This is a genomic window from Alteromonas marina, from assembly GCF_000808575.1.
GTDB classification, from domain to species: domain Bacteria; phylum Pseudomonadota; class Gammaproteobacteria; order Enterobacterales; family Alteromonadaceae; genus Alteromonas; species Alteromonas marina_A.
Map to the genome: position 1 here is coordinate 469,643 of NZ_JWLW01000066.1, position 21,604 is coordinate 491,246.

The following is a 21,604-nucleotide window of genomic DNA, read 5'->3' on the forward strand; positions in this document are numbered from 1 at the left end:
CTCATAAGCAGATAAAAGATAGACAGGCTTAAAGAATATTTACAGTTGATAAAATGAATTCAACCGATTAAAAAATCCAATCAATTAAAATTGATATACAATTCATATGGTTACACATAAACAATAAGTTCACCCAACAATTGCCCCAAAAGAACTTGTGTTGCTTGCCAACCTATCAAACACCTGTGAATCTCTTTCAATGGTTATGAAAATTTTTCGCCCCTAAATTTTTCAAGCATAGGTCCATCTTACAAAAGCGATTAATAAACAAACAGATACGCAATGCATTATGTAAAGTTTGCTCTCAATTGAAACGAAATTTGAAATTTCTACCATGGCACAGCAATTGATACTGAAGCTATGTAATCAAGACGCATTAGCTTCATATAAGAAGTCGATGGAATGTTAAGAAGTAATGAGGATGAACTTATGAAAAACACACTTAAAACACTTACTGGAATTGCCGCGGTTGCATCTTTAAGCGCCATGGCGTCTTTCGGTGCCCATGCTCAATCAAATCAAATTGAAGCAAAAGACAGTGGTTTCTACGTAGGTGGTAATTACGGTTATCTTCGTGTTGAAGGAGAGGATGACTTTGACGACGACAAAGACGTTTGGCAAGGTCTCGTGGGCTATAAGTTTAACGAGTGGATTGCGATTGAAGGCGGGTACATCGATTTTGGTGACTACGGCAACGACATCGCAGGTGCTGAAACAGACGGTTACACTGCAGCCATTAAAGGTATTCTGCCACTAACGGAGCGTTTCTCTCTGTACGCGAAAGCAGGCCAACTTTGGTCAGAGACAGAATACAATTTTGCAGGTATTTCACGTGATAACGATGATGAGAGTCTTTTCGTCGGTGCAGGTCTGAGCTATGCGGTTACCAGCAACTTTTTAGTGAACGCTGAATATACGGTATATGACACGGAGCTGGATGCAGACGAAGCGTTTGACGACATTGATGATACTGATTTTGAAACTGATCTAAAACAGGCAAGTATCGGGGTAGAATACCGCTTTTAACTAAACACGAAGCAACCGTTTTGAATTTTAAACGGGAAATCTGTGAAAGCCTTCGTAATCTAACGAAGGCTTTTTTGTGTTAACCATCTATACGCTGAATAAGTTGAGCTAACTCTTCTATTTTAGATACCGTTGTTTTAACAAGGTTATCAATTTCATTTGACGATGATTGTGAGTTACCTGCCAGCGTTCTCACCTCATCAGCAACGACAGCAAACCCTCGCCCCATTTCTCCCGCCCTGGCCGCTTCAATGGCAGCGTTCAGCGCTAATAAATTAGTTTGTTCTGAAATTGAGTTAATTGTGCCAACAATGTTACTGATAGTTTGACTGGTCACTAAGAGTTCTTGCATGGCATCTTGTGTATCATTCACCGCTTGCTTTCTCGACGTAACGTTGATAGCGAAGAATACGTACCGCGTTACTTGCCCATTGAAATTTTTAAGTGCACTTATTCGAGCGTCAAACGCCAAGTAATTATCCCCAATGTCAAACTCAGCAATTTTTGAAACGAATCCAGATTTCTCTAATTTTGATTTATCCTCTGTGGTGAGACTTCCCATAACTTCGCTAGCAAATGTTTCTGTACTCATCACGCCATTTAATGTTTCACGAAGTAGTTTGTTAGCCTCAATAATTTTGCCGCTAGGTTCGATTTCAAGTAGTACCAAAGCACTTCCGATTGCCTTCAACTTGTTAGTAAAGTCGAGTGCCATTTGTTTTACTCGGGTGATATCAGCCTGAACAGCGATGAAATTGACTAAGTTTCCCTCTTTGAAGACGGGGTTTATTGATAGTGACGTCCAGTAAGGAGTACCATTCTTTTTATAATTAAGGATCTCATCGTAAAAGGCTTCGCGGTTTTTAAGTTTTTGTCGTATTACGCCAACGGTCCGTTGATCAGTCTCTTCGCCTTGTAAAAAGGAACCCGGCTTTTTACCTTTGACTTCTTCAAGCTGCCAGCCAGTGAGCCGGTAAAATCCATTGTTCACATATTCTATTAGTCCGTTGGCGTCGGAGATAATAACCGCGTTATCCGTCTCGTTAGCAACAAGAGAAAGCATTCTCTGCATCTCTCGCTGTTCAACCTCTTCGGTAACATCTTTTATGAAGGCCGTATAAAGCGTTCTATCAGCGAGTCTTACTTTCGACAACGATAGCCTTCCCCATAAACTTCCTCCGTCCTTGCGCTCTATTTTGACTTCACGGCTAGTGCCAACAATTTTATCTTGCCCCGTTTCCCTGTTAGCGTTTACATAATTATCATGATTCGCTTGTATCTCCTGAGGAACAAGCATCTTCACATTTTGTCCGATAACTTCTTCTCGCGTATATCCCCACAGCTTTTCAGCAGATGCATTGAATAAAGTGACATTGTTGTTCTCGTCTATACACACCACCGCATCAAGTGCTTGCTCAAGGGTTTGCTCCACAATTTCTCTAGATTCATGCTCTTCTGTAACATCTCGAACAAACGCAGTGTAATGCTTTTTGCCTTGGACATTAACTTGTGACAAGGCCAGCTGCACCCAAATACGCTCACCGCTTTTGGTTTCCAGTTCAACCTCCCGTGAGCTTCCTACAATCTTATTAATATTGGTTTGTCTGTGTGAATTGACATAGCTATCGTGATTCGCTTTGTGCTCTTGGGGCACCAATATTTTTATATTTTTTCCCAATACCTCGCTAGGCGCGTAACCCCATAACTTTTGAGCTGCGCCGTTATAAAACGTGATGTTATTTTTCTCATCAATAGTCACGACCGCGAGTATCGACTGCTCTAGAGCCTGCTTCGATGCGTCTTCTTTGGAAAAAAACCTCATTGACCTTATCCTTTTGTATAACCTTTAAGCTATATAGAAGATGTTCAAACCTTTTTCCAGTTCTGAGCATTAATCTCGCCTTGTTGTGAAAAAATTACACAGAATTAAGTGAAACTCGCTTTCAAAAAGTTGATAAAAGCCAAATACATAAATTAAATCAGATACTTAACAATCCCACCCCCAATGATTAATAAGGTATGAATTCTGCAGTAACTCATAGATAAATAGATAGGTAGATCGGTAAAAATAGGTAATGAACCATGCAATCAGGTAAGAGTGTTTTTCAACCAGGTCAAAACTGTTGGGTAGAGAGCAAAGCGCGTTTTTCCACGCCTCTAATAGATTGCGGGAACTATTACAAAGCGCTACACAGCTCGATAGTCAAAGCGAAGCACAGCATTTTTATTGTGGGTTGGGATATTGATAGTCGAATTCGCTTGTTACGAGGTGACGATGAAGTATCTAGCGAAGCGCCTAGTGTGATTAGCGACTTGCTTAAATGGAAAGCTGAGCAAAACCCCGATATTAAAATTTACCTATTGCGATGGGACTCGTCATTAGCCTTTTTTGCGCAACGTGAGATGTGGGCCAAAGAAGTATGGGAAGAGAAGACCCCAGATAACGTACAAACTGAACTGGACGATACTATTCCTATGGGCGGAAGTCAGCATCAAAAAATCGTGGTTGTTGACGACGAACTTGTTTTTTCAGGCGGCATGGATGTGTCCACCAATCGTTGGGATACCCGAGACCATCCAGTGGTTTCCGAAGAGAGAGATGGTCCTGACGGGGAGTATGGTCCGTTACACGATGTACAAATGGTTTCGAGCGGCCCCGTCGTTGCCGATTTTGCGCAACTTGTTAGATGGAGATGGCAACGCGTGGCTGATGAATCTCCTATCGACATGCGTGAAGAGGCACGTATTGACGAAAATGCACCGCTGCCGGACGCATGGCCTGAAGACTTCCCCCCTCTTTTTGAAAACGTAGAGTGCGCCCTTGCCCGCACCATCCCGTTTATGGATGAAGTCGAGCCGGCTCAAGAAGTTCGCCATATGCTGCTTGACCTCATTGGTGAAGCAGAGTCTGTCATATACATCGAAAATCAATTCACGACCCGCCAAGAAATTGCTGAGGCTCTTAACAAGCAACTAAAGTTAAAGCCAAATCTTTCGGTCATCATTGTGAGCTCTTACGAGCCAAAAGGTAAGTTTGAATGTGAGGCTTTTTGGGCAAGCCGAATCGAATTTAAAGCAATTTTGGAAAAAGGGATCGACCCCAATCGAGTAAAACTGACCTATTCTTCAATCGAAGATATGCAAGGTCGTAAGGCGTACAAACGCATTCACTCTAAGGTGATGACGATAGATAACAAGTACCTTGTCATCGGTTCTTCAAACCTAAGTAACCGTTCAATGACATTAGATACAGAGATTGATACGGTTATTTTCGGCAATAGCAAAGACAATCGAGCATGTATAGAACAAGTAAGAAATGACTTACTTGCTGAGCATACAGGTCGTGATATAGAAGCAATGCCGGAAATATTTAACAGCCGATATCCTGTTGAAGCATTGATGCAGGGTCAGATCGCACACGGCTATGTGCTTACCGAAGTTCGTGATGAGGTATTCACAGAACACTCTGTGAAAAATGTATTTCGCGCTCTATCAGACCCTGAAGAACCACTTATTTCAGTACCCACACTTGACGGGGCTGCGCTACCCGCGCGTAACCCTAGACGTCGCAGCATTATGATTTTAATTGGTGTTACTATTATTGCGATACTAGGCGGGTTGATGTTTTGGGCTAGCCAATCAATCCCATGGTTAAGCTCAGACAGTATCAATGCCTTTTTGGAGAAAAGCAGGGGCACTTATTTTGCTCTTCCAACAGTTTTGATCGTCTATGTAGTTGGTGGCGTTCTATTTTTCCCGGTGACTGTACTCTCTCTGGCAGTAGCCGCTATTTTCGGTCCGATTTGGGGGCCCATCTACGGCATCATGGGAGCACTAATGAGCTCTGCAATCATGTTTGGAATAGGCAAGCTATCAGGCAACGCGGGGCTTAGAAAAATTGGTGGGCCAAAGGTAGCTGCCGTTGATGAAAAACTAAAGCGTAGCGGTATCGTTGGCGTCGCGGCCATTCGCATGTTGCCTGTAGCGCCCTTTAGTTTGGTGAATTTGGTAGCGGGTATCTCATCTATTGGCATTTTCCAGTTTTTAGTGGGGACATTTTTAGGCATGTTCCCGCCCATGATTGCGAAAGGGCTTGTGGGTGATTCGATAGCACAAATTTGGAAGAACCCTTCTGTGGAGACTATTAGCTATCTTGTGGGCGGAATCATTATGTGGGGCCTCATGATTTGGGGTTCACAAAAATTTGCACGCTATTATCAAGCTAGAAAGGAGTCAACTGGTGACGCGGCACAAACGAGTAACAGTAGGAAAGATGAGGGTGAGAAATGTGCCGCATAGTGACCTACAATATTCATAGTGGGGTGGGCAGAGATAAGCAGCATGACTACAAACGCATAGGGCAGTTTCTAGCAAACAGTGGCGCGGACGTCGTGCTACTTCAAGAAATGGACACTCGTCCTATTGAGCGTGATACCGCTCAGGATATTGAAGACATATGTGCTAACAATACATTCAGGCTGATCCCCTCGCCTGCCATAAGAGAATCGAATGGTTGGTATGGGAATGCCATATTGACGCGATTTGACGTGTTGAAACACGATACTGTGGACGTAAGTCAGAAAGGACGACAGCCAAGAAATGTGCAAATTGTCGAATTGAAGACTGAAAAAACTCCTCTGACGGTGGTGAATACTCACAAAGGTCTGAAAAAGTTAGAGCGTCGTTCGCAGTTCTCCATGCTTCACGAGCACCTTTCACAGCGTTTGAAAGAGAGAAAAACGCCCCTGTTTCTGGCAGGAGATTTCAATGAATGGCAGTTCTTCTCTAAAGCATTTAAAGCATTAAACCAGTTGCTATCGCAGCAAAAAATTGGCGCTACGTTCCCCAGTCAATTTCCAGTTTTTTCTTTGGACCGAGTATGGGTAACAGAGGATATCGAAGTGAAGTCGTGCAGAAAGCTTAAAAATGCAAAAACAAGGGTGTATTCTGATCACTTACCGGTGTTAGTGGATATTGTCTTGCCTGAATCGTAAATTTGTCTGTGTTCTTTAACGTCGCAAGTTAGAAAGTGTTGTATTATGCCGATTTCACGGCAAAGGCAGAGGCCGCAAATTCCAGCGTGCCACACCAATGGTTTAGTGCGTTCTCTTTCGCTACGACTTTCCGAATAATATCGATAATGCTTCCATAGTTGAGCGCAGATTTTCTCTGTTTGTTTGTCGCCGCCAATACCGTTCTGTGCATTTCGGGCTGAGTAATTTTGAGTGTCGATACCAGCCCTGACTCTCTTAAATGAAAAATGGCCGAGGTAGGTAAAATCATCACGCCCTCACCTTGCATTACTTGCCTTAACCCTGTCATAAGTTGCCCCGAATAAGCGAGATCATGTTTCAAACTCACTCCCGTAGCCCTCTCATAATCGGCAATAAGCTGACCTAGTGCATCTTTGTTTCCAGGTGACAAAAGGGGCAGCTCACTAATCTCCCAAAATTTTATAATGGATTTTTCTCGAAGCTTGGTATATTGGGGGTAAGCTGAAGAAGCGGAGAAAACAAGATGCAACTCCTCTTGAATTAGCGGTGTCACGCTCATGAATTTAGGGTCTACTGCCTGCTGGTAAGTCAATGCAATATCCACCTGCTTAGAATCGAGCCAATCGTTGATTGTGTATGAAGGCCCAGTGCTGATTTCTACCTTTAAATTTTTATGATTTTTCGCAATTTCGGTTAACAGCGGTAGAGAAAGTACATTACCGATTGAGGGCAGCATTCCTATTTTTATCACCCTTTGCTGCCCTACTTGAAATGCCTCTAGCACTGTTTTGACATTATCAATTTCACCCACTATTTTTTCAGCGTGCGTATAAAATACTTCCCCTGCGGGCGTTAAGCTAACCCCTGAAAAGCTACGTTCTAGCAGCTTCGCTTTGACTTCCCGCTCCAAATTGGCAAGTTGTTGGCTAATAGCAGGCTGCGCAATATCTAATGCCCGAGCCGCTGCAGCTATACTGCCTTTTTGCACTGTAGTAATGAAGTAATGTAGCTGTTTAGAGTGCACTAGCTCTCCTCTTAAACATGGCAGTGTTCGAAACGCATTGAATTGCCGTTGGAAAAATCTCTGATAAAGGCAGCAAGGTATATGCCATTCCAATAGGTTATATGCAGCAAAAATGTAAAATATTGACAAGGTTCTTGAACTAAAAAAATCTCGCACAGGACACTACTAAAGTCTAACACTAAGAAAAGCGCGTGCTTCGAGCTGGCTCAATATTTTTCTTATACCCCTGAATATTCTTCTTTCTTCCACCAGCGACAAAGAGTTTTTAGCCTAGTTCCTGTACACGAGTTACACAACAACAATTACAAGATGCCTCTGCATCAAAGTGGTGCTCGTGCGTGCCTAGAAAGAGTGCAAGTTCTAACAACCCGCATTCATAAATTAAGTAGCAATAAGCACGATTGGGAACACAAATGAAACAAAAGAAACTCCACACTGCAGTACGTTACGCACTTACCGGATTAACTCTCTTCACCACCTCCATGCTTGTGCAGGCACAAGAAGTTAGTGAAGAAACCACAGAAGCTAAAGACCTTGAACGTATAGCCGTTGTTGGTGCCCGCGGTGCGCCGCGCTCAGTAACAAGCTCACCTGTTCCCGTTGATGTGTTAACCGCAGAAGACGTAGAAGCCGTAGCGTTTACCGACATGAACAATGTGCTAATGACCCTTGTACCGTCATACTCAGTCGGCAGACAGCCTATTTCAGACGGCGGCACCTTTATTCGTCCGGCAACACTTCGAGGTATGCCAACAGACAAAACCTTGGTTCTAGTGAACTCTAAACGCCGTCACAGAGCAGCGCTTGTTTCAATAGGTGGTTCCGGCACACAAGGGCCAGACATTGCCACAATACCTACCGCAGCTATTCAAAGTGTAGAGGTATTGCGTGACGGAGCGGCAGCCCAGTATGGCTCAGACGCCATCGCAGGGGTAATCAACTTCCAGCTTAAAAACAATACCGAAGGTGGCTCTTTCACTATCGACTATGGCACTTACTATGAGGGTGATGGAGACCAAGTTACCGTTACAGGAAATAAAGGCTTCGCCCTTGGCGATGATGGCTTCTTTAGCATTTCTGCCGAGTATTCAGATAGCGAGGCAACATTCAGAGGCGAACAATATTGTGAACCATGGTTCTGCGTAGACGAGCAGTCAGACGAATACATCGCAGATGCAACTGCTATGGCCAACAGTGTTCACGGTTCTGATGTGGTACAGCCTTGGGGTCAACCTAATACCAGCGGAAAACGGGTCTTTTTCAACTCTGGATACGCACTTAGTGCTGAAGCCGAACTTTACGCTTTTGGTAACTATTCAGAAAGTGAGGGCGACGGCTCTTTCTATTACCGTTATCCGGGCAACGGCACTATTGAAGACATTCGCCTTGAAGATGGCTCTATATGGAATCCGACAGAATTTTTCCCGGGTGGCTTCACTCCACGCTTCTTCGGAGATGTCACTGATTACTCATTGGTAGGTGGCATAAAAGGTATGTCTGGCGACCTTACCTACGATATCAGCGGTCGCTACGGGAATAACGAAATTTCTTATACGTTAGCGAATACTATTAACCCATCTCTTGGTAACGAATCGCCTACGTCATTTGAGCCAGGCGACCTGACTAACGAAGAAACGCAATTACAAGCTGACTTCACCTACGACCTGAGCGGTTACGTTCTCGCTTTTGGTGCAAGTTACTTAGATGAGTCTTATGAAATTTCTGAAGGTGAATTAAGCTCATACTTTGCGGGACCTTATGCCACATCTGATCCCTATGGGTTCTGTGACGGAACCGCTGCTACCGCCGCAGGTTTAGCCGTTATCGCAAATGGTTCAACATTAAATTGTGCCAACTTTACCGACAATGATAGCGATGATGACGGTATTGAGGATGACGGAATAGCAGGTGTAGACGCTGTTTATACCGTGGTAGGTGTAGGCTCCAATGGTTTCCCAGGTTATTCACCAGATTATTCAGGCTCGTATGAACGTGACTCTTATGCGGTATACACCGATATCTCGGGTGACATTACTGACGAGCTATTTGCACAAGCAGCATTGCGCTATGAGGACTACTCAGATTTTGGCTCTGAGGTAGTTTATAAAGTAGCAGCATTCTACCAGCTGAATGACGACGTAGGTTTTAGATCTTCATTTGGTACAGGCTTCCGCGCCCCCACTCCAGGTCAGCAGGGTACAACTAACGTATCTACACGATTACCTAATGGTTTTCCAGTAGCAACAGGCTTATTCCCTGCAGGAGGAGAAGTTGCGCAGGCTCTTGGTGCTGATGAACTTTCACCTGAAAAGTCGACCAACTTTACCTTAGGTATGACGGCTAACTACGGCGACGCAACGCTTACCGTAGATTACTACCACATTCAATTAGAGGACCGTCTCTACTCTGTATCCACACGTGATGTATCCACTACGGTCGTCACCGACCCAGATGCTAATGGTTACGATGCTTACCAGAATTACCTAGCCCTTGCGGGAGCAAACGTTTCTGGTGCTGAATCAATTGGTGGAGTTTTCTTCTTTCAAAACGCATTCGATACGGTTACTGAGGGTTTAGACGTAGTCGCTACTTACAAAATGGAATCGAAGTACGGCTCCACCGTATTAACCGGTTCCGTTAACTACAACAAAACAGAGTTCGATTCTGATGCAAGCGCGTTCCTTGATCCTGAAGATCGATTCGATTTTGAAAATAGTACTCCTGAAATGCGCGGGGTGTTCTCAGTCACACATAGCTATGACGTATGGTCTGCAGTTGCTCGTCTGAGCTATTACGGCGAGTACGAAAACGCGGGAAGTGATGACGGAGAAATTGTAAACGAAGACAGTATTCAAACCTTCGGCGACGAATTCATGTTTGATATTGAAGGCTCCTATCTCATAAATGAAAACCTCACGTTGTCAGTGGGTATCAGGAATCTTTTCGACAACTATCCAGATGTAAGCACTAACGGCGATGCCTGTTGTGGCCAAGTTTACGACTCTGGTTCCATCGTCGACTGGCAAGGTGGGTATTACTACACGCGCCTAGCCGCACGCTTCTAATCGAGGTTATCACACACCGGCTTAGGCCGGTGTTTACCTATTTTAACAACGGTATATAAGTAGAAAATAAGGGTCATTCAATGTTCAAAGCTGTAATGTGTGGAGTAAAAAGTCAATGGAAATAGAACTACTGTGGTTTGTAGTTACCTTGTGTATCACCGGCGCCATTGCTGGCATCACTGCAGGGCTGTTCGGCAATGGTGGAGGTTTCGTTGTTGTTCCTGCTCTTCTCGCTGTTTTTCCGTTTTTTACTCCTCCATCAGAAGCCCTCGTTAAGGTAGCCATCGGAACATCATTGGCATCCATTGTGGTATCAAGCGCTCGGTCAGTGATGGCCCATCGCGCTAAAGGTGCGGTGGATTTTGACATTCTTCGCTCGTGGAGTATTTGGCTTATTCTTGGCGTTGGTGGCGGGCTGCTCATCGCAAACAACTCCAGCGCCAATGGTTTAACGGTCGTGTTCGCCGCTGGTGTTCTACTTTACTCCGTATACTTCCTTTTCCCTGAGTTCGTTGTAAGACCCGGGCTTGTTTTCGATATGCCTAAAGGCATAGGAAAAGCAGTTTTAGCATTTGTACTCGGTGGTTTCTCTGCCCTGCTTGGAATAGGCGGCGGAACTCCAACGGTTATCACCATGGTGATGTGTCAGCGCACTATACAGCAAGCAGTGGCAACTGCCGCTGGAGTAGGTTTCCTGATAGGTCTTCCAGGAGCCATCGGCTTTCTATTTATGAAACATCCAGACACGGCCTCTCTACCTGTTGGCACTATAGGGTATATCAATATCCCAGCGCTTATTGCTATCAGTATAGGGGCAATTTTTACGGCACCTATTGGAGCGAAGATGGCGCATAACTTTAGCGAAAAGAAGCTAAAACGATTGTTTGGCATTTATCTCGTCATTGTCTCTAGCGCAATGTTTTATAAAGCCATTTAGAATAAAAAGGAGAGTATCTGTGAGTTATAACCGTTCAAGACGTTTATTTTTAGGTGGCTCGGTTGCAGCTTCTGCGATAGGTGCGACTGGCTTCACCAACTTGGTAAGTGCTCAATCTACCAGTGCAGCCGCAAGTAAAGCGGCGTCGGTCATGTATGGACCCAAACCGGGCGTGGCGAAATTAAATGCTAATGAAAACCCTTTCGGCCCCAGTCCAAAAGCCTTGGAAGCGATTGCTATCGCATCGGCTCAAGGTGGAGCCTACTACGCTTACCCCGCCGCTATGACACTGTTAGATATGATTGCCGAGCGTCATGGCATTACGCGTAAAAATATTTCGTTGAGCGCTGGGTCGAGCCCAGTTTTATCTTATGCAGCCTTGGCAGCCAGCAAAAACGGAAAAATCCTTGGGCCGGACCTCTTTTGGGATACCACGTCTAAAGCACCAGAAAAACAAGGTGCACCAGAAATAGTAAGGGTTGCCAATACAGCAGATCTCGATATTGACCTTGACGCCATGTATGCCGCTATTGATGATTCAATTGGCATGGTACATATCTGTAATCCGAATAATCCAACGGGAAAAGTGCTCGACCCAATCAAGCTTCGCGAATTCTGTATAAAAGCTTCTAAGAAAACACTGGTTCTAGTTGATGAGGCCTACAACGAACTTATCGATGAGCCACCTAAGCATTCCATGATTCCACTTGTTAAAGCCGGTCACAATGTGATTGTAGCCCGAACCTTCTCAAAGATTTATGGATTGGCTGGTATGCGAGTAGGCTACTTAATCGCGTCAGAGAAAAATACCGAGTGGATTAATCGCTACGGTATGGGCGGCTATACGTTGAATCAAGCGGGTCTTGCTGCTGCTATCGCTAGCTACAATGACAACGCATTTTTAACGTTTTCCAAAGAGAAAATTTACGAAGGTAAGTCCATGGTTATGGAAGCCGTTAAAGCCAACGGTTTGACAGCCCTCCCCTCAAGTACTAACTTTATTTTTGTGAATCTAGGTGACGGCAACGCCGAATACTTCCGTCAAGCTATGGCTGAAAAAGACGTTCTTATACGAGGTATTTATCGTACTTACAATAACTGGTCACGAGTGAGCATGGGCAAAATTGCTGACGTTAAACGTTATGTTGATGCAATGCCCGCCGCATTAGAAAAAATGCAGTCAATGCAAAAAAGTTAAATATCAATGGCGTGTGTCAGCATCGATACACGTCGACTCGTCTTCTCCATCTTCTTCTTACTCCTGCAACCTGTTAATTCAACTAAAAGTCTAATTCGCACAAAAGTCACCTTTGTCATATACTGAAATCATCTAATAAGCAGTGTAGAGCATGACTACAACAATAATTTTTGAAGGTATTGTTGCAGTAACGCAAAAGTTGCACATACTTTACTAAAAAGGCATAACAGTAAATGCCGCTCAAGGAGGCTGTAAATGTCACTTTCTGTACTAGTTGCTGATGATTCGAAGCTGTCGAGGCGCAGCGTTATTCGCTCGCTCCCTCAAGACTTGGAGTACGATATAACCGAGGCAACAAACGGACAAGAAGCGATAAATTCACTTTCCGAAAGCGAATTTGGACTTATTCTTTTAGACCTCACCATGCCTGAGGTAGATGGTGTTGGAGTGCTAGAGTTTTTACATGCAAGACCTAACATGCCAAACGTGATAGTAATAAGTGCTGATTTTCAGCCTGAAAAACAGAAAATTGTTATGTCGCTTGGTGCCAAACGCTTTCTTCGTAAGCCTTTAGATAAAGAAGAGTTGGCAATGGCGTTGTTTGAGCTGGGGTATCTATGAGCATTGTACTACCACTGGACGAAGAGCAAAGAGATGCCCTTCAAGAACTGCTAAACATTTCAATGGGGCAAGCTGCAAACTCACTTGCTCAACTAATTGAAACCAAAATCGATATTTCAATACCTAAAATTTCAGCCGTCACCCCCACTCAGCTTTACAGCCTTCTGTTTGAAACTGAAGACGCTTTCTATACTCGTCAGTCTTTTTTGGGCGATGTGCATGGTGAAGTTATGTCTGTGCTATCTCAAGCTGGGTTGAGTGAGGTCGCTACGTTAATGGATTACGACGAACCATTGAGCAAGGAAGACATTCAAGAAATTATTTTAGAGCTTTGCAATATCTTAGCGGGCGCATGTTTAGCGGGTCTTTCCGACCAGTTGGAACTTACCACTAATTTGAATATGCCCACGTTATTCTTGCCCGATAAAGCAAACTTCGATGAGTTGCAATGGCAGCACAGCTTAGTGATGGAAGTGCAGTTTATTATAGCGATCTCGTCGTTTAGCATGCGCGTTGTTTTTTGCTTAGACGATGAATCTCTTGCACGCATGAAAGACACATTGGATGAGTTACTCGCATAATGTTTGAACAGCTGGTAGGTAAATTACCTGTCGGAATTGGTATCGTCGATGAGAGCTTTAAGGTTGTTTACCTTAACGACTTCTTTTTAGATCGACTTCCTCACAATATGCGCGACTGCTATAAAGAAACGCCAGTCGTTGAGTTATTTCAAGGACAAGGTAAGTTTCTTAAACGCAGACTAAAATCAGTTTTTGTACTACAGCATCCTAGCTTTAGCTATTGGGAACAACGCCCCCACATCTTTCCGTTTAAGAGTTCTCGCCCTATAACGGGTGAAGAAACCCAGATGTACCAGAATATGGAAATCTTGCCCATTAAAGACAAAAAAACAGGGCAAAAATTGGCGTGTATTTTTCTGCAAGATGTGACCGCCCAAGCCAGCTATTTCAGAGCGCAGCAAAAACTTTCCGAAGCGCTGAAAAAAGAACACGAAGCGCAAAGAAAGCTTATTCGCAAGCTAGATACTGCGCAAAGCCAGCTTATCCAAGCTGAGAAAATGGCCTCTACCGGGCAGCTAGCGGCAGGTATCGCCCACGAAATTAATAACCCTATTGGTTTTGTGAGCGCTAACCTCAATACACTTGGGCAATACGCAACTCACCTTATTGCGATTTGTGATGGCGTTCAGGGGCAAATCGAACACTTCACCGACGAACTTAAAGAGCAGGTCGACGCACTGTTTGAGTCTAATCACTACGACTTGTTAAAAGACGATATTACTGAGCTAATTGCCGAGTCTACAGACGGTCTTACCCGCGTAAAAGACATCGTTGAAAACCTTAAAAACTTTTCGTTGGAGACTACCGAAGGCGTGCAAATAGTAGATATCTGCGCCGTGTGTCACCAGCTGATCACGCTTATTTCTGCCCAGTACAGCACGCCCCAATATAAATTTGAATGCGAGTACGAAAAAGTGGAAGTAATGGGGAACCCTGGTCCGCTGAAGCAGGCGCTAATGAATGTCATGATAAATGCTGCGCAGGCTATAGAAGGTAAGGGCTTCATCAAGCTTACAGTTATTGAGTCCCCTAAGACAGTGACCATCAAAATTCTGGACTCGGGTTGCGGTATTCCTACAAAACATTTAAAGCGCGTTTTTGAACCCTTCTTTACTACAAAGCCCGAAGGGCAAGGCCAAGGGCTGGGCCTTTCTGTGGCTTACACCGCCATTGAACAACATCAAGGTAAAATATCTATTAGCAGCAAGGAGGCAAAAGGAACCGTGGTAGAGATCACCATTCCGAAACAGCCTGCGGCACAGCCCCCGTCCAGTGAAGATAATGAAGAGAATAAAGAAAACGAAGCGGAAAACTCTCAAACGGCCTAGAAAACAGATAGCCCAGTACAGAGTAAGACGTTGTTAATACTCACTCTGTTTGTATGTCCTCTGACTGAACTAACAAGCAAGCTTTTTTACTTCACAGGCTTTAAATGTATACACACCCTTGCTGTTTAACGTCCGCGAAATGGCTCCTTCATTAAGCAAGTAATTAAGGTGAGACAAACACTCTGCTACTGCAAACACCATGTTGCGACTAGAGAGCTTGCGCTTAAACATAACCGGTAATAGCTCTACGACCGTTTGAGGTTGCTCACAAGCATTTAACAGTGCTTTTAGGTGCTCGTGATGATGAGCAATAAGCGAATCTACTCGCTCATGCAGGCCGATAAAGGGTAGCTTGTGAGCAGGTAATACTGTCGCATCTTTGGGCAAATTCTTGAATTGCGGCAGCGTAGAAAGGTAGTCGTCTAAGGTGTTGGCATCAGGCTCTGTTGAGTAGGCGCCAATGTTTGGCGTGATAATCGGCAAAATATGATCGCCTGATATGAGAATATTTTTTTGCTTATTGTAAAGGCACGCATGCTCAGGAGAGTGGCCGCGGCCAATGATGATCTGCCATTCGTTACCGCCAAGCGACAGCGTCATACCATGTTTTAGACGTGTGTAGCTAATAGGTAGTGGTGAAACGACGCTGCTGTAGCCGTTGCCTTCACCAGAAGTAAGCTTTGCGATCATGGATTCGTCTAAACCTGCTCGCTGGTAATATTGCACATCCCGGTCATTCGTTGCGCCATTTCTTCCTGCCGCAAACGCTCGGGCAGTAAAGTACTCAGTTTGTGACATATAAAAGGGGACGTTATACGTGTCGGCTATCCAGCCCGCTAACCCTACATGATCAGGATGTAAGTGAGTAACGATGACACCAACTATTGGCCCGTCTAATTGCTTGAATATACGCTCCCACAGCGTTTTGGTGGTGGACGTTCCTATGCCAGTATCAATGACCACCCAACCGCCTTCACCGCGGATCAGGTACAAATTTATGTGGTCAAGTTCAAATGGAAGCGGCATTGTTAGCCAAAGAACACCATCGGCCACTTCTATTAGCTCGCCCGGCTCTACCTGTTTATCGAATAGATATTCCATATCGCCCTCACCTTTTCTATCGTGCATGGTCTAACGTGCACAAAGACTGTACGTTTTCGTTTTAACTCGCGCTGCTTACAAAAACAAACATATCTGTCGAATAGAGATCTATAGGAGTAGGTGATAACAAACGTTATACTAAGCCTACTGCCGTTTCTCGTGCACAGTGGTAGCGCATTTTTATTGCACTTTTGCGCCAGTTATTGAACAGATAATGGTAATGCGAGTTTATAAAACGTACACGCCCATGAGGCTATTTAAAGAAATTAACGTCAACAAAGCCGGTTAGTAAATCAGATTCATGTCAGCCTCAACAATACAACAAGGGTTCATACTCAATAAAAGTACGTTTACCCGGCGAGGCAAAGTGTATGTTGAACTATGGGTTAAAACGCCCAGTAGCACCGCTAGGTTAATTTCTTCACCCCAATACCCCACTTGCTTTGTATCTGTAGATCACGCCAATGATTTACGCAATATCGCCGAGCGTATTTCAGCAAAGATCAGTATTTCAGATGACGGGTTTCACACGCTGGAACAAGTTCCTGTTGCGACGGTAAAAACCGCAACCGAATCCCACATGCATCAGCTTCGCCAGCATGCACAGGAAAGCAGCATTGTATTGTACGAAGCGGATATTCGCGTTGCTGATCGCTACTTAATGGAGCGCTTTGTGTATGGCGCGGTGGAATTCCTGGCCCCGCAAGATTTCGACGATACGTCACAGACCGTTATAGAAAATGCGCAAATCAGACCCTGTCAATTCAGAACCACATTTACATCACTTAGCATAGACATCGAATGCAATGAGAATGAAGAACTCTTTAGCATTGCGTTAGCCGGTGAAGGACTCAACGTTGTGCTGCTTCTATGCCCGCCACATTTTGTTGGGCAAACATTGCAGGGACAAAAAGACAGCGCGTACGAGCTCGTTACCGTTGAATCAGAAAAAGCATTGCTTGAAGCATTTTTTTCATATCTTACATCCTACGACCCAGATGTCATTTTAGGCTGGAATGTTAAACAGTTCGATATGGCGGTACTTGAACGCCGCGCTAGGGCTAACTCGCTAAAGTATGCAATCGGCCGCCACAGCCGAGAGGCTTCTGTAAGACAGTGGGAGGATCAAACCCTCGTTGATGTGCCAGGACGATGCGTCATTGATGGTATCGAAGCGCTAAAAACAATGACTTATCAATTCGAGTCGTTCTCGCTCGACCACGTTTCTGAAGAACTGCTTGGAGAAAATAAGCTTATTCAAGCCGCCGACAAGCTTGAAGCGATAAAACGTCTTTATCATAGCGACCCTGTTGCACTCGCTAACTATAACTTTAAAGACACGGAGCTGGTCAACCGCATTCAGGATAAGACTCAATTTATCGATTTTCTGGCGCTGCGCAGTATTCTTACCGGCCTAGATATGAGTCGCCCCGGAGGCTCAGTGGCCGCGTTTTTAAATGTGTACTTGCCTAAGCTTCACCGCAAGTCTTATGTCGCGGGGGTAAGACCTGAAAATGGAGGCTTGGCTAGTCCTGGTGGTTATGTCATGCGTTCCCAGCCAGGTTTATACAAGGACGTTTTAGTCCTCGATTTTAAGAGCCTGTATCCTTCCATAATTCGTACATTTAAAATCGATCCGTTGGGACTTGCAGAAGGGCTTAAATCTCCAGACACGGCGATAGAAGGGTTTAAAGGCGCAGTATTTAGTCGTGAGTCTCATTTTCTGCCTTCCATCATTGAAAACCTATGGCTTCAGCGCGACGAAGCCAAAAAACAGAAAGACGCACCGCGCTCTCAGGCCATCAAAATATTAATGAACTCCTTCTATGGTGTGCTTGGTAGTGGCGGTTGCCCTTTCTACGATCCTCGCCTGGCTAGCTCAATCACATTAAGGGGTCACGAGATTATGCAAACCACTGCGGGTTGGATTGAAGAACTAGGCTATACGGTTATTTACGGCGATACCGACTCAACATTTGTTCATGTAGAAGGGAATGATGCACTGGGTACGCCCCCAGAGACTGGACTTGAGCTCGCTAGCATTATTAATCGAAAGTGGACAGAGTTACTAAAAAGTGAGTTCGACATTGAATGCCACTTAGAAATTGAGTTTGAGTCTCACTTTTCTACGTTTTTTATGCCGACGATCCGAGGCTCTTCCGAAGGCAGCAAAAAACGTTACGCTGGAATGAAGGGCGGTGAACTTGTCTTTAAAGGCTTAGAAAATGTCCGCTCTGATTGGACGGTACTAGCTAAAACCTTCCAGTACGAGCTGTACAATAAAGTGTTTACTGGACAGCCTGTTGAAGACTACATAAATAGCACGATAGCAGCGATAAAATCCGGTGAAATGGACCACGCTTTGGTCTATAAAAAGCGGCTGCGAAAGCCTTTGTCGTCGTATACAAAGTCGCTGCCTCCCCACGTAAAGGCTGCGCGATTAGCGGACGAATACTATAAAGAACAGGGGTTGCCACTTCGCTATCAGTTTAATACGACCATTGCCTATGTCATTACAGTACAGGGCCCTCAAACCGTAGAAACCGCCACGGCCCCCCTTCAATATGATCACTATATTGAAAAACAAATCCAACCCATTGCCGATAGCATCTTGCCTCTTATTGGCTTGCATTTCGAGACAATAGCAAACGATCAACTCTCACTGTTTTAATCTCATTAATGGGCTTCTATCTAATCTGAGATCAGCTTAAGTTTGACGTATGAAGATCTTGCAAACACTGCGACGATTTAACATAGCAATAACATTGAAATCCTCGCCTTAGATTTTTATTACCTCACTAAATCAGTTAGTTATGCAGTTGGCACATTCAATGAATAATGAATTACGTAAGTCATTAGCGGTGTCAGATTGAAACTTACTTCCAACCTGCACCTATGTTGAGGTCTGTGGACCTAGTGGTTAGGGCAACTGAACGCCCGAGTTCACTGTAAAAGCCAGAAGGAATTTGATTATGAAGATCACAAAACTAAGTATGATTACCAGTGCTGTTATTGCTGCAACACTATCTGCTTCAGCAGTAGCAGGCCACCACGAAGAGAAGATCTCGATGGGATTTAACGCAATGGATAAGGATGGAAACGGCTATATCGTCGGTTCGGAGTCTTCTGGCGTTATTGACAGCAAGCTTCTCGCAAAAATGGATACCGATGGTGACAGCATGATTAGCCGTGTTGAATTCAACAAGTTTGTTGATGAAAAACCATCAATGTTTAGCGACGACATCATTACTCAGGTGAAAACTGAAGGCACCAATGACGCTTTGCTCTCGGAAAAGGGCAATCCTGAATTATTCTCTAAAGCTGACGGTGAAATGATTTCTGAGAAGAATAAGGAGCTTCGTACTGAAATGTCAGCCACAGCCGACAATAAGTTTACTGAAATCGATGTAGACAGCGACGGTAAGCTTACAGCCGAGGAGTTAAAAGTTGCGCATGTCGAAGGTGACTTTGAGATGATGGATGAAAATGGCGATTCTTACGTTACCCGTATGGAATATCGTGCCTACTTCGAAGGTATTGAGTCTGAATAGACGCTCACCTCTCGTAAAGTAAAAATTTTTAAGAAGCCTCCTTCGTCGGAGGCTTTTTTGTTTCATTAAAGTCGAGAAAATTTTCTTTAGACATCAGATACATGGTCACTTTTGGTTATTACTCTCCTTTCAGCGTGTACGACGAGTCACACAAATTCATCGTTGAATAACGCTATATACGACTAACATCTTGTCGACAAAATCCGTTTGCAACAATATTGTTAATAAAGATTGAATTATTTGTTTTATTCGTTGCGTATTCAGCATTTACTGCAATTGTTGCCATTGGTTATTTGGAACCAAAAGCCGAAACAGCCAACTCTATTATTTATATATAAATCAGATGCGTACGCGCATGGAGGCAAGATATGATGGAATCAAAATTTACACCGAACTCACTACTCCCTCTTCAGAAAAGTGAGTTTACTGGCTCTGATGACGCTGAGCTGACGTCGCTCACTATCGGTCAGTATTTCAAAAATGTTGTCGACAATTATGGCGATAACCCAGCGATTATTGTAAAACATCAAGACGTTAGCTGGACCTATCAGCAGTATTGGTATGAAGTAGAACGTGTTGCTTGCGGCTTACTTGCAAACGGTGTAGAACCTGGCGACCGTGTGGGTATATGGTCTCCGAACAATATCGAATGGTCGATCGTACAGATGGCCACTGCGCGAATCGGGGCGATCATGGTATGCCTGAACCCTGCTTATCGTCCTGATGAATTAGCGTTTGCCATTAATAACGTTGCCGTAAAATACTTAGTCATGGCGCAGTCATTCAAGCAGTCAAATTACGTCGCCATGTTGAAAGAGCTTGCGCCAGAAATCGACAGCCAAGATAAGAACACACCAAAGCGTCTTCTAACGCTTTCTAAGTTGCCTTCACTTAAACATGTATACACTATTGGCGATAAGCCTGTAGAAGGATTACAGGCTTTTTCTGCATTGCAAATAGAACCAACGGAAGCGCTCAAGTCTCAGTTGGAGGCCGTTGAATCGAACCTTAGCGCGAATGATAACATCAATATTCAGTTTACCTCTGGCACCACGGGAAACCCGAAAGGCGCAACGTTAACGCACCGAAACATTCTAAATAATGGGTTATTAGTATCACAAGCAATGAGGTTCACACACAAAGACAAACTTTGTATTCCCGTACCGCTTTATCACTGCTTTGGAATGGTATTGGGCAACTTAGTTTGCTTAGCATCAGCTGCATGCGCAGTATTCCCCGGGGAGTCATTCGACCCTGAGACAACACTCCGTACAGTAGAAGAAGAAAAGTGCACGGGATTACATGGCGTACCAACCATGTTTATTGCCGAGCTCGAACTTCCTAACTTCAGAGACTTTGATTTATCAACGTTAAGAACCGGCGTCATGGCGGGTAGTACCTGCCCTGAGGAGCTAATGCGAAAGGTCCATAGTGAATTTCATATGACAGAAGTCGTCATAGGTTATGGTCAGACAGAGTGTAGCCCTATCAATCATATTACTGACATTGACTCGCCATTTGAAAAGCAGGTCAAAACTGTTGGACGCGCTATGCCCCATACAGAAGTGAAGATCATAGATCCCCAAGGCAATACGGTGCCTATTGGAGAACCGGGCGAAATCTGCGCGAGAGGCTACTGTGTAATGAAAGGTTATTGGGGTGATGAGGTTAAGACAAAAGCCACCATAGACGATGAAGGTTGGCTCCATTCTGGCGATCTTGGAGAAATGGATGAAGAAGGCTACGTCACAATAGTTGGTAGAATAAAGGACATGATTATTCGCGGCGGCGAGAACATTTATCCACGAGAAATTGAAGAAGTCTTGTATCAACATGCGGATGTGTCAGACGCCGCTGTCTTTGGTATTCCTGACAACAAATATGGCGAGCAAGTATGCCTATGGATTAAGGCAAAGGAAAATCGACATATAGACGAAGATCAGATACGCGACTACCTGAAATCCAAACTAGCCTACTTTAAAGTACCCAAATACATCAGCGTAGTTAAAGAGTACCCCATGACGGTAACAGGGAAGCTTCAGAAGTTTAAAATGCGCGAATACATGATAGAAACACTGAAGAAGCAAGCTCTACAAACCGAAGCATAATCCCAGCAAATAGTGGGGTCAGAGTCGTGACTCTGACCCCACTATTTTTTTTTCTTCCAAACGCAAAAAA

At 44.3% G+C, this 21,604-nt stretch carries 15 protein-coding genes; 12 read left to right on the forward strand and 3 right to left on the reverse strand.

Translation table 11 applies throughout. From position 1 onward, the window contains the following. Positions 1–429: 429 nt before the first annotated feature. Positions 430–1,026: a porin family protein gene (locus RJ41_RS17725; RefSeq protein ID WP_039223688.1), complete on the forward strand. Its 597-nt coding sequence runs from the start codon at positions 430–432 to the stop codon at positions 1,024–1,026. A gap of 79 nt (positions 1,027–1,105) precedes the next feature. Here RJ41_RS17725 and RJ41_RS17730 read toward each other — a convergent pair whose 3' ends face one another. Next, positions 1,106–2,848: a PAS domain S-box protein gene (locus RJ41_RS17730; RefSeq protein ID WP_039223571.1), complete on the reverse strand. Its 1,743-nt coding sequence runs from the start codon at positions 2,846–2,848 to the stop codon at positions 1,106–1,108. A gap of 260 nt (positions 2,849–3,108) precedes the next feature. Between RJ41_RS17730 and RJ41_RS17735 the strand changes: the two genes are divergently transcribed. Beyond that, on the forward strand, positions 3,109–5,325 hold the full coding sequence (locus RJ41_RS17735) for a VTT domain-containing protein (RefSeq protein ID WP_039223573.1): 2,217 nt from the start codon (positions 3,109–3,111) through the stop codon (positions 5,323–5,325). After that, complete coding sequence (locus tag RJ41_RS17740; RefSeq protein WP_039223576.1) at positions 5,313–6,020, forward strand: endonuclease/exonuclease/phosphatase family protein; 708 nt, start codon at positions 5,313–5,315, stop codon at positions 6,018–6,020. The genes RJ41_RS17735 and RJ41_RS17740 overlap by 13 nt, the downstream gene beginning before the upstream one ends. A 43-nt stretch (positions 6,021–6,063) precedes the next feature. On the opposite strand, the gene RJ41_RS17745 is transcribed toward RJ41_RS17740, so the two are convergent. Next, positions 6,064–7,044 (reverse strand): LysR family transcriptional regulator, encoded by a 981-nt coding sequence (locus tag RJ41_RS17745; RefSeq protein ID WP_039223579.1) that lies wholly within the window; start codon positions 7,042–7,044, stop codon positions 6,064–6,066. Positions 7,045–7,457: 413 nt separating this feature from the next. Here RJ41_RS17745 and RJ41_RS17750 point away from each other — a divergent pair, with 413 nt between their 5' ends. From RJ41_RS17750 to RJ41_RS17775, 6 genes are all read left to right on the forward strand, one after another. Further along, entirely contained in the window at positions 7,458–10,109 is a 2,652-nt protein-coding gene (locus RJ41_RS17750; RefSeq protein ID WP_039223583.1) for a TonB-dependent receptor plug domain-containing protein, read from the forward strand. Between the two features lie 115 nt (positions 10,110–10,224). Then, the gene (locus RJ41_RS17755) at positions 10,225–11,046 is read left to right on the forward strand and encodes a sulfite exporter TauE/SafE family protein (RefSeq protein WP_039223692.1); all 822 of its coding nucleotides are present in this window, start codon (positions 10,225–10,227) and stop codon (positions 11,044–11,046) included. Between the two features lie 19 nt (positions 11,047–11,065). Then, positions 11,066–12,244, forward strand: coding sequence for a pyridoxal phosphate-dependent aminotransferase (locus RJ41_RS17760; protein ID WP_039223586.1), 1,179 nt, complete (start codon positions 11,066–11,068; stop codon positions 12,242–12,244). 255 nt (positions 12,245–12,499) lie between these two features. Then, the gene (locus RJ41_RS17765) at positions 12,500–12,865 is read left to right on the forward strand and encodes a response regulator (protein WP_039223589.1); all 366 of its coding nucleotides are present in this window, start codon (positions 12,500–12,502) and stop codon (positions 12,863–12,865) included. Further along, positions 12,862–13,446 carry a chemotaxis protein CheX gene (locus RJ41_RS17770; RefSeq protein WP_014949492.1) on the forward strand — a complete coding sequence of 195 codons (585 nt, stop codon included), beginning with the start codon at positions 12,862–12,864 and terminating at the stop codon, positions 13,444–13,446. Before RJ41_RS17765 ends, RJ41_RS17770 begins: the two co-directional genes overlap by 4 nt. Then, positions 13,446–14,774: a sensor histidine kinase gene (locus RJ41_RS17775; RefSeq protein ID WP_039223594.1), complete on the forward strand. Its 1,329-nt coding sequence runs from the start codon at positions 13,446–13,448 to the stop codon at positions 14,772–14,774. The genes RJ41_RS17770 and RJ41_RS17775 overlap by 1 nt, the downstream gene beginning before the upstream one ends. A 69-nt stretch (positions 14,775–14,843) precedes the next feature. Here RJ41_RS17775 and RJ41_RS17780 read toward each other — a convergent pair whose 3' ends face one another. Beyond that, complete coding sequence (locus RJ41_RS17780; protein WP_039223694.1) at positions 14,844–15,875, reverse strand: MBL fold metallo-hydrolase; 1,032 nt, start codon at positions 15,873–15,875, stop codon at positions 14,844–14,846. A gap of 301 nt (positions 15,876–16,176) precedes the next feature. Between RJ41_RS17780 and RJ41_RS17785 the strand changes: the two genes are divergently transcribed. The 3 genes from RJ41_RS17785 (at position 16,177) to RJ41_RS17795 (ending at position 21,534) form a co-directional block, all read left to right on the forward strand. Next, a complete protein-coding gene (locus RJ41_RS17785) occupies positions 16,177–18,546 on the forward strand; it encodes a DNA polymerase II (protein ID WP_052235507.1) in 2,370 nt (789 codons plus the stop codon). A 301-nt stretch (positions 18,547–18,847) separates the two neighbouring features. Continuing rightward, entirely contained in the window at positions 18,848–19,426 is a 579-nt protein-coding gene (locus tag RJ41_RS17790) for an EF-hand domain-containing protein (RefSeq protein ID WP_014949496.1), read from the forward strand. Positions 19,427–19,794: 368 nt separating this feature from the next. After that, positions 19,795–21,534: an AMP-binding protein gene (locus tag RJ41_RS17795; protein WP_039223596.1), complete on the forward strand. Its 1,740-nt coding sequence runs from the start codon at positions 19,795–19,797 to the stop codon at positions 21,532–21,534. The last annotated feature ends 70 nt before the right edge of the window (positions 21,535–21,604 follow it).

Coding starts and splice junctions, on each gene's coding strand:
- RJ41_RS17755 (WP_039223692.1), top strand. CDS start 10,225: ATGGAAATAGAACTACTGTGGTTTGTAGTTACCTTGTGTATCACCGGC.
- RJ41_RS17785 (WP_052235507.1), top strand. CDS start 16,177: ATGTCAGCCTCAACAATACAACAAGGGTTCATACTCAATAAAAGTACG.
- RJ41_RS17770 (WP_014949492.1), top strand. CDS start 12,862: ATGAGCATTGTACTACCACTGGACGAAGAGCAAAGAGATGCCCTTCAA.
- RJ41_RS17740 (WP_039223576.1), top strand. CDS start 5,313: ATGTGCCGCATAGTGACCTACAATATTCATAGTGGGGTGGGCAGAGAT.
- RJ41_RS17730 (WP_039223571.1), bottom strand. CDS start 2,848: ATGAGGTTTTTTTCCAAAGAAGACGCATCGAAGCAGGCTCTAGAGCAG.
- RJ41_RS17780 (WP_039223694.1), bottom strand. CDS start 15,875: ATGGAATATCTATTCGATAAACAGGTAGAGCCGGGCGAGCTAATAGAA.
- RJ41_RS17735 (WP_039223573.1), top strand. CDS start 3,109: ATGCAATCAGGTAAGAGTGTTTTTCAACCAGGTCAAAACTGTTGGGTA.
- RJ41_RS17725 (WP_039223688.1), top strand. CDS start 430: ATGAAAAACACACTTAAAACACTTACTGGAATTGCCGCGGTTGCATCT.
- RJ41_RS17775 (WP_039223594.1), top strand. CDS start 13,446: ATGTTTGAACAGCTGGTAGGTAAATTACCTGTCGGAATTGGTATCGTC.
- RJ41_RS17765 (WP_039223589.1), top strand. CDS start 12,500: ATGTCACTTTCTGTACTAGTTGCTGATGATTCGAAGCTGTCGAGGCGC.
- RJ41_RS17750 (WP_039223583.1), top strand. CDS start 7,458: ATGAAACAAAAGAAACTCCACACTGCAGTACGTTACGCACTTACCGGA.
- RJ41_RS17795 (WP_039223596.1), top strand. CDS start 19,795: ATGATGGAATCAAAATTTACACCGAACTCACTACTCCCTCTTCAGAAA.
- RJ41_RS17790 (WP_014949496.1), top strand. CDS start 18,848: ATGAAGATCACAAAACTAAGTATGATTACCAGTGCTGTTATTGCTGCA.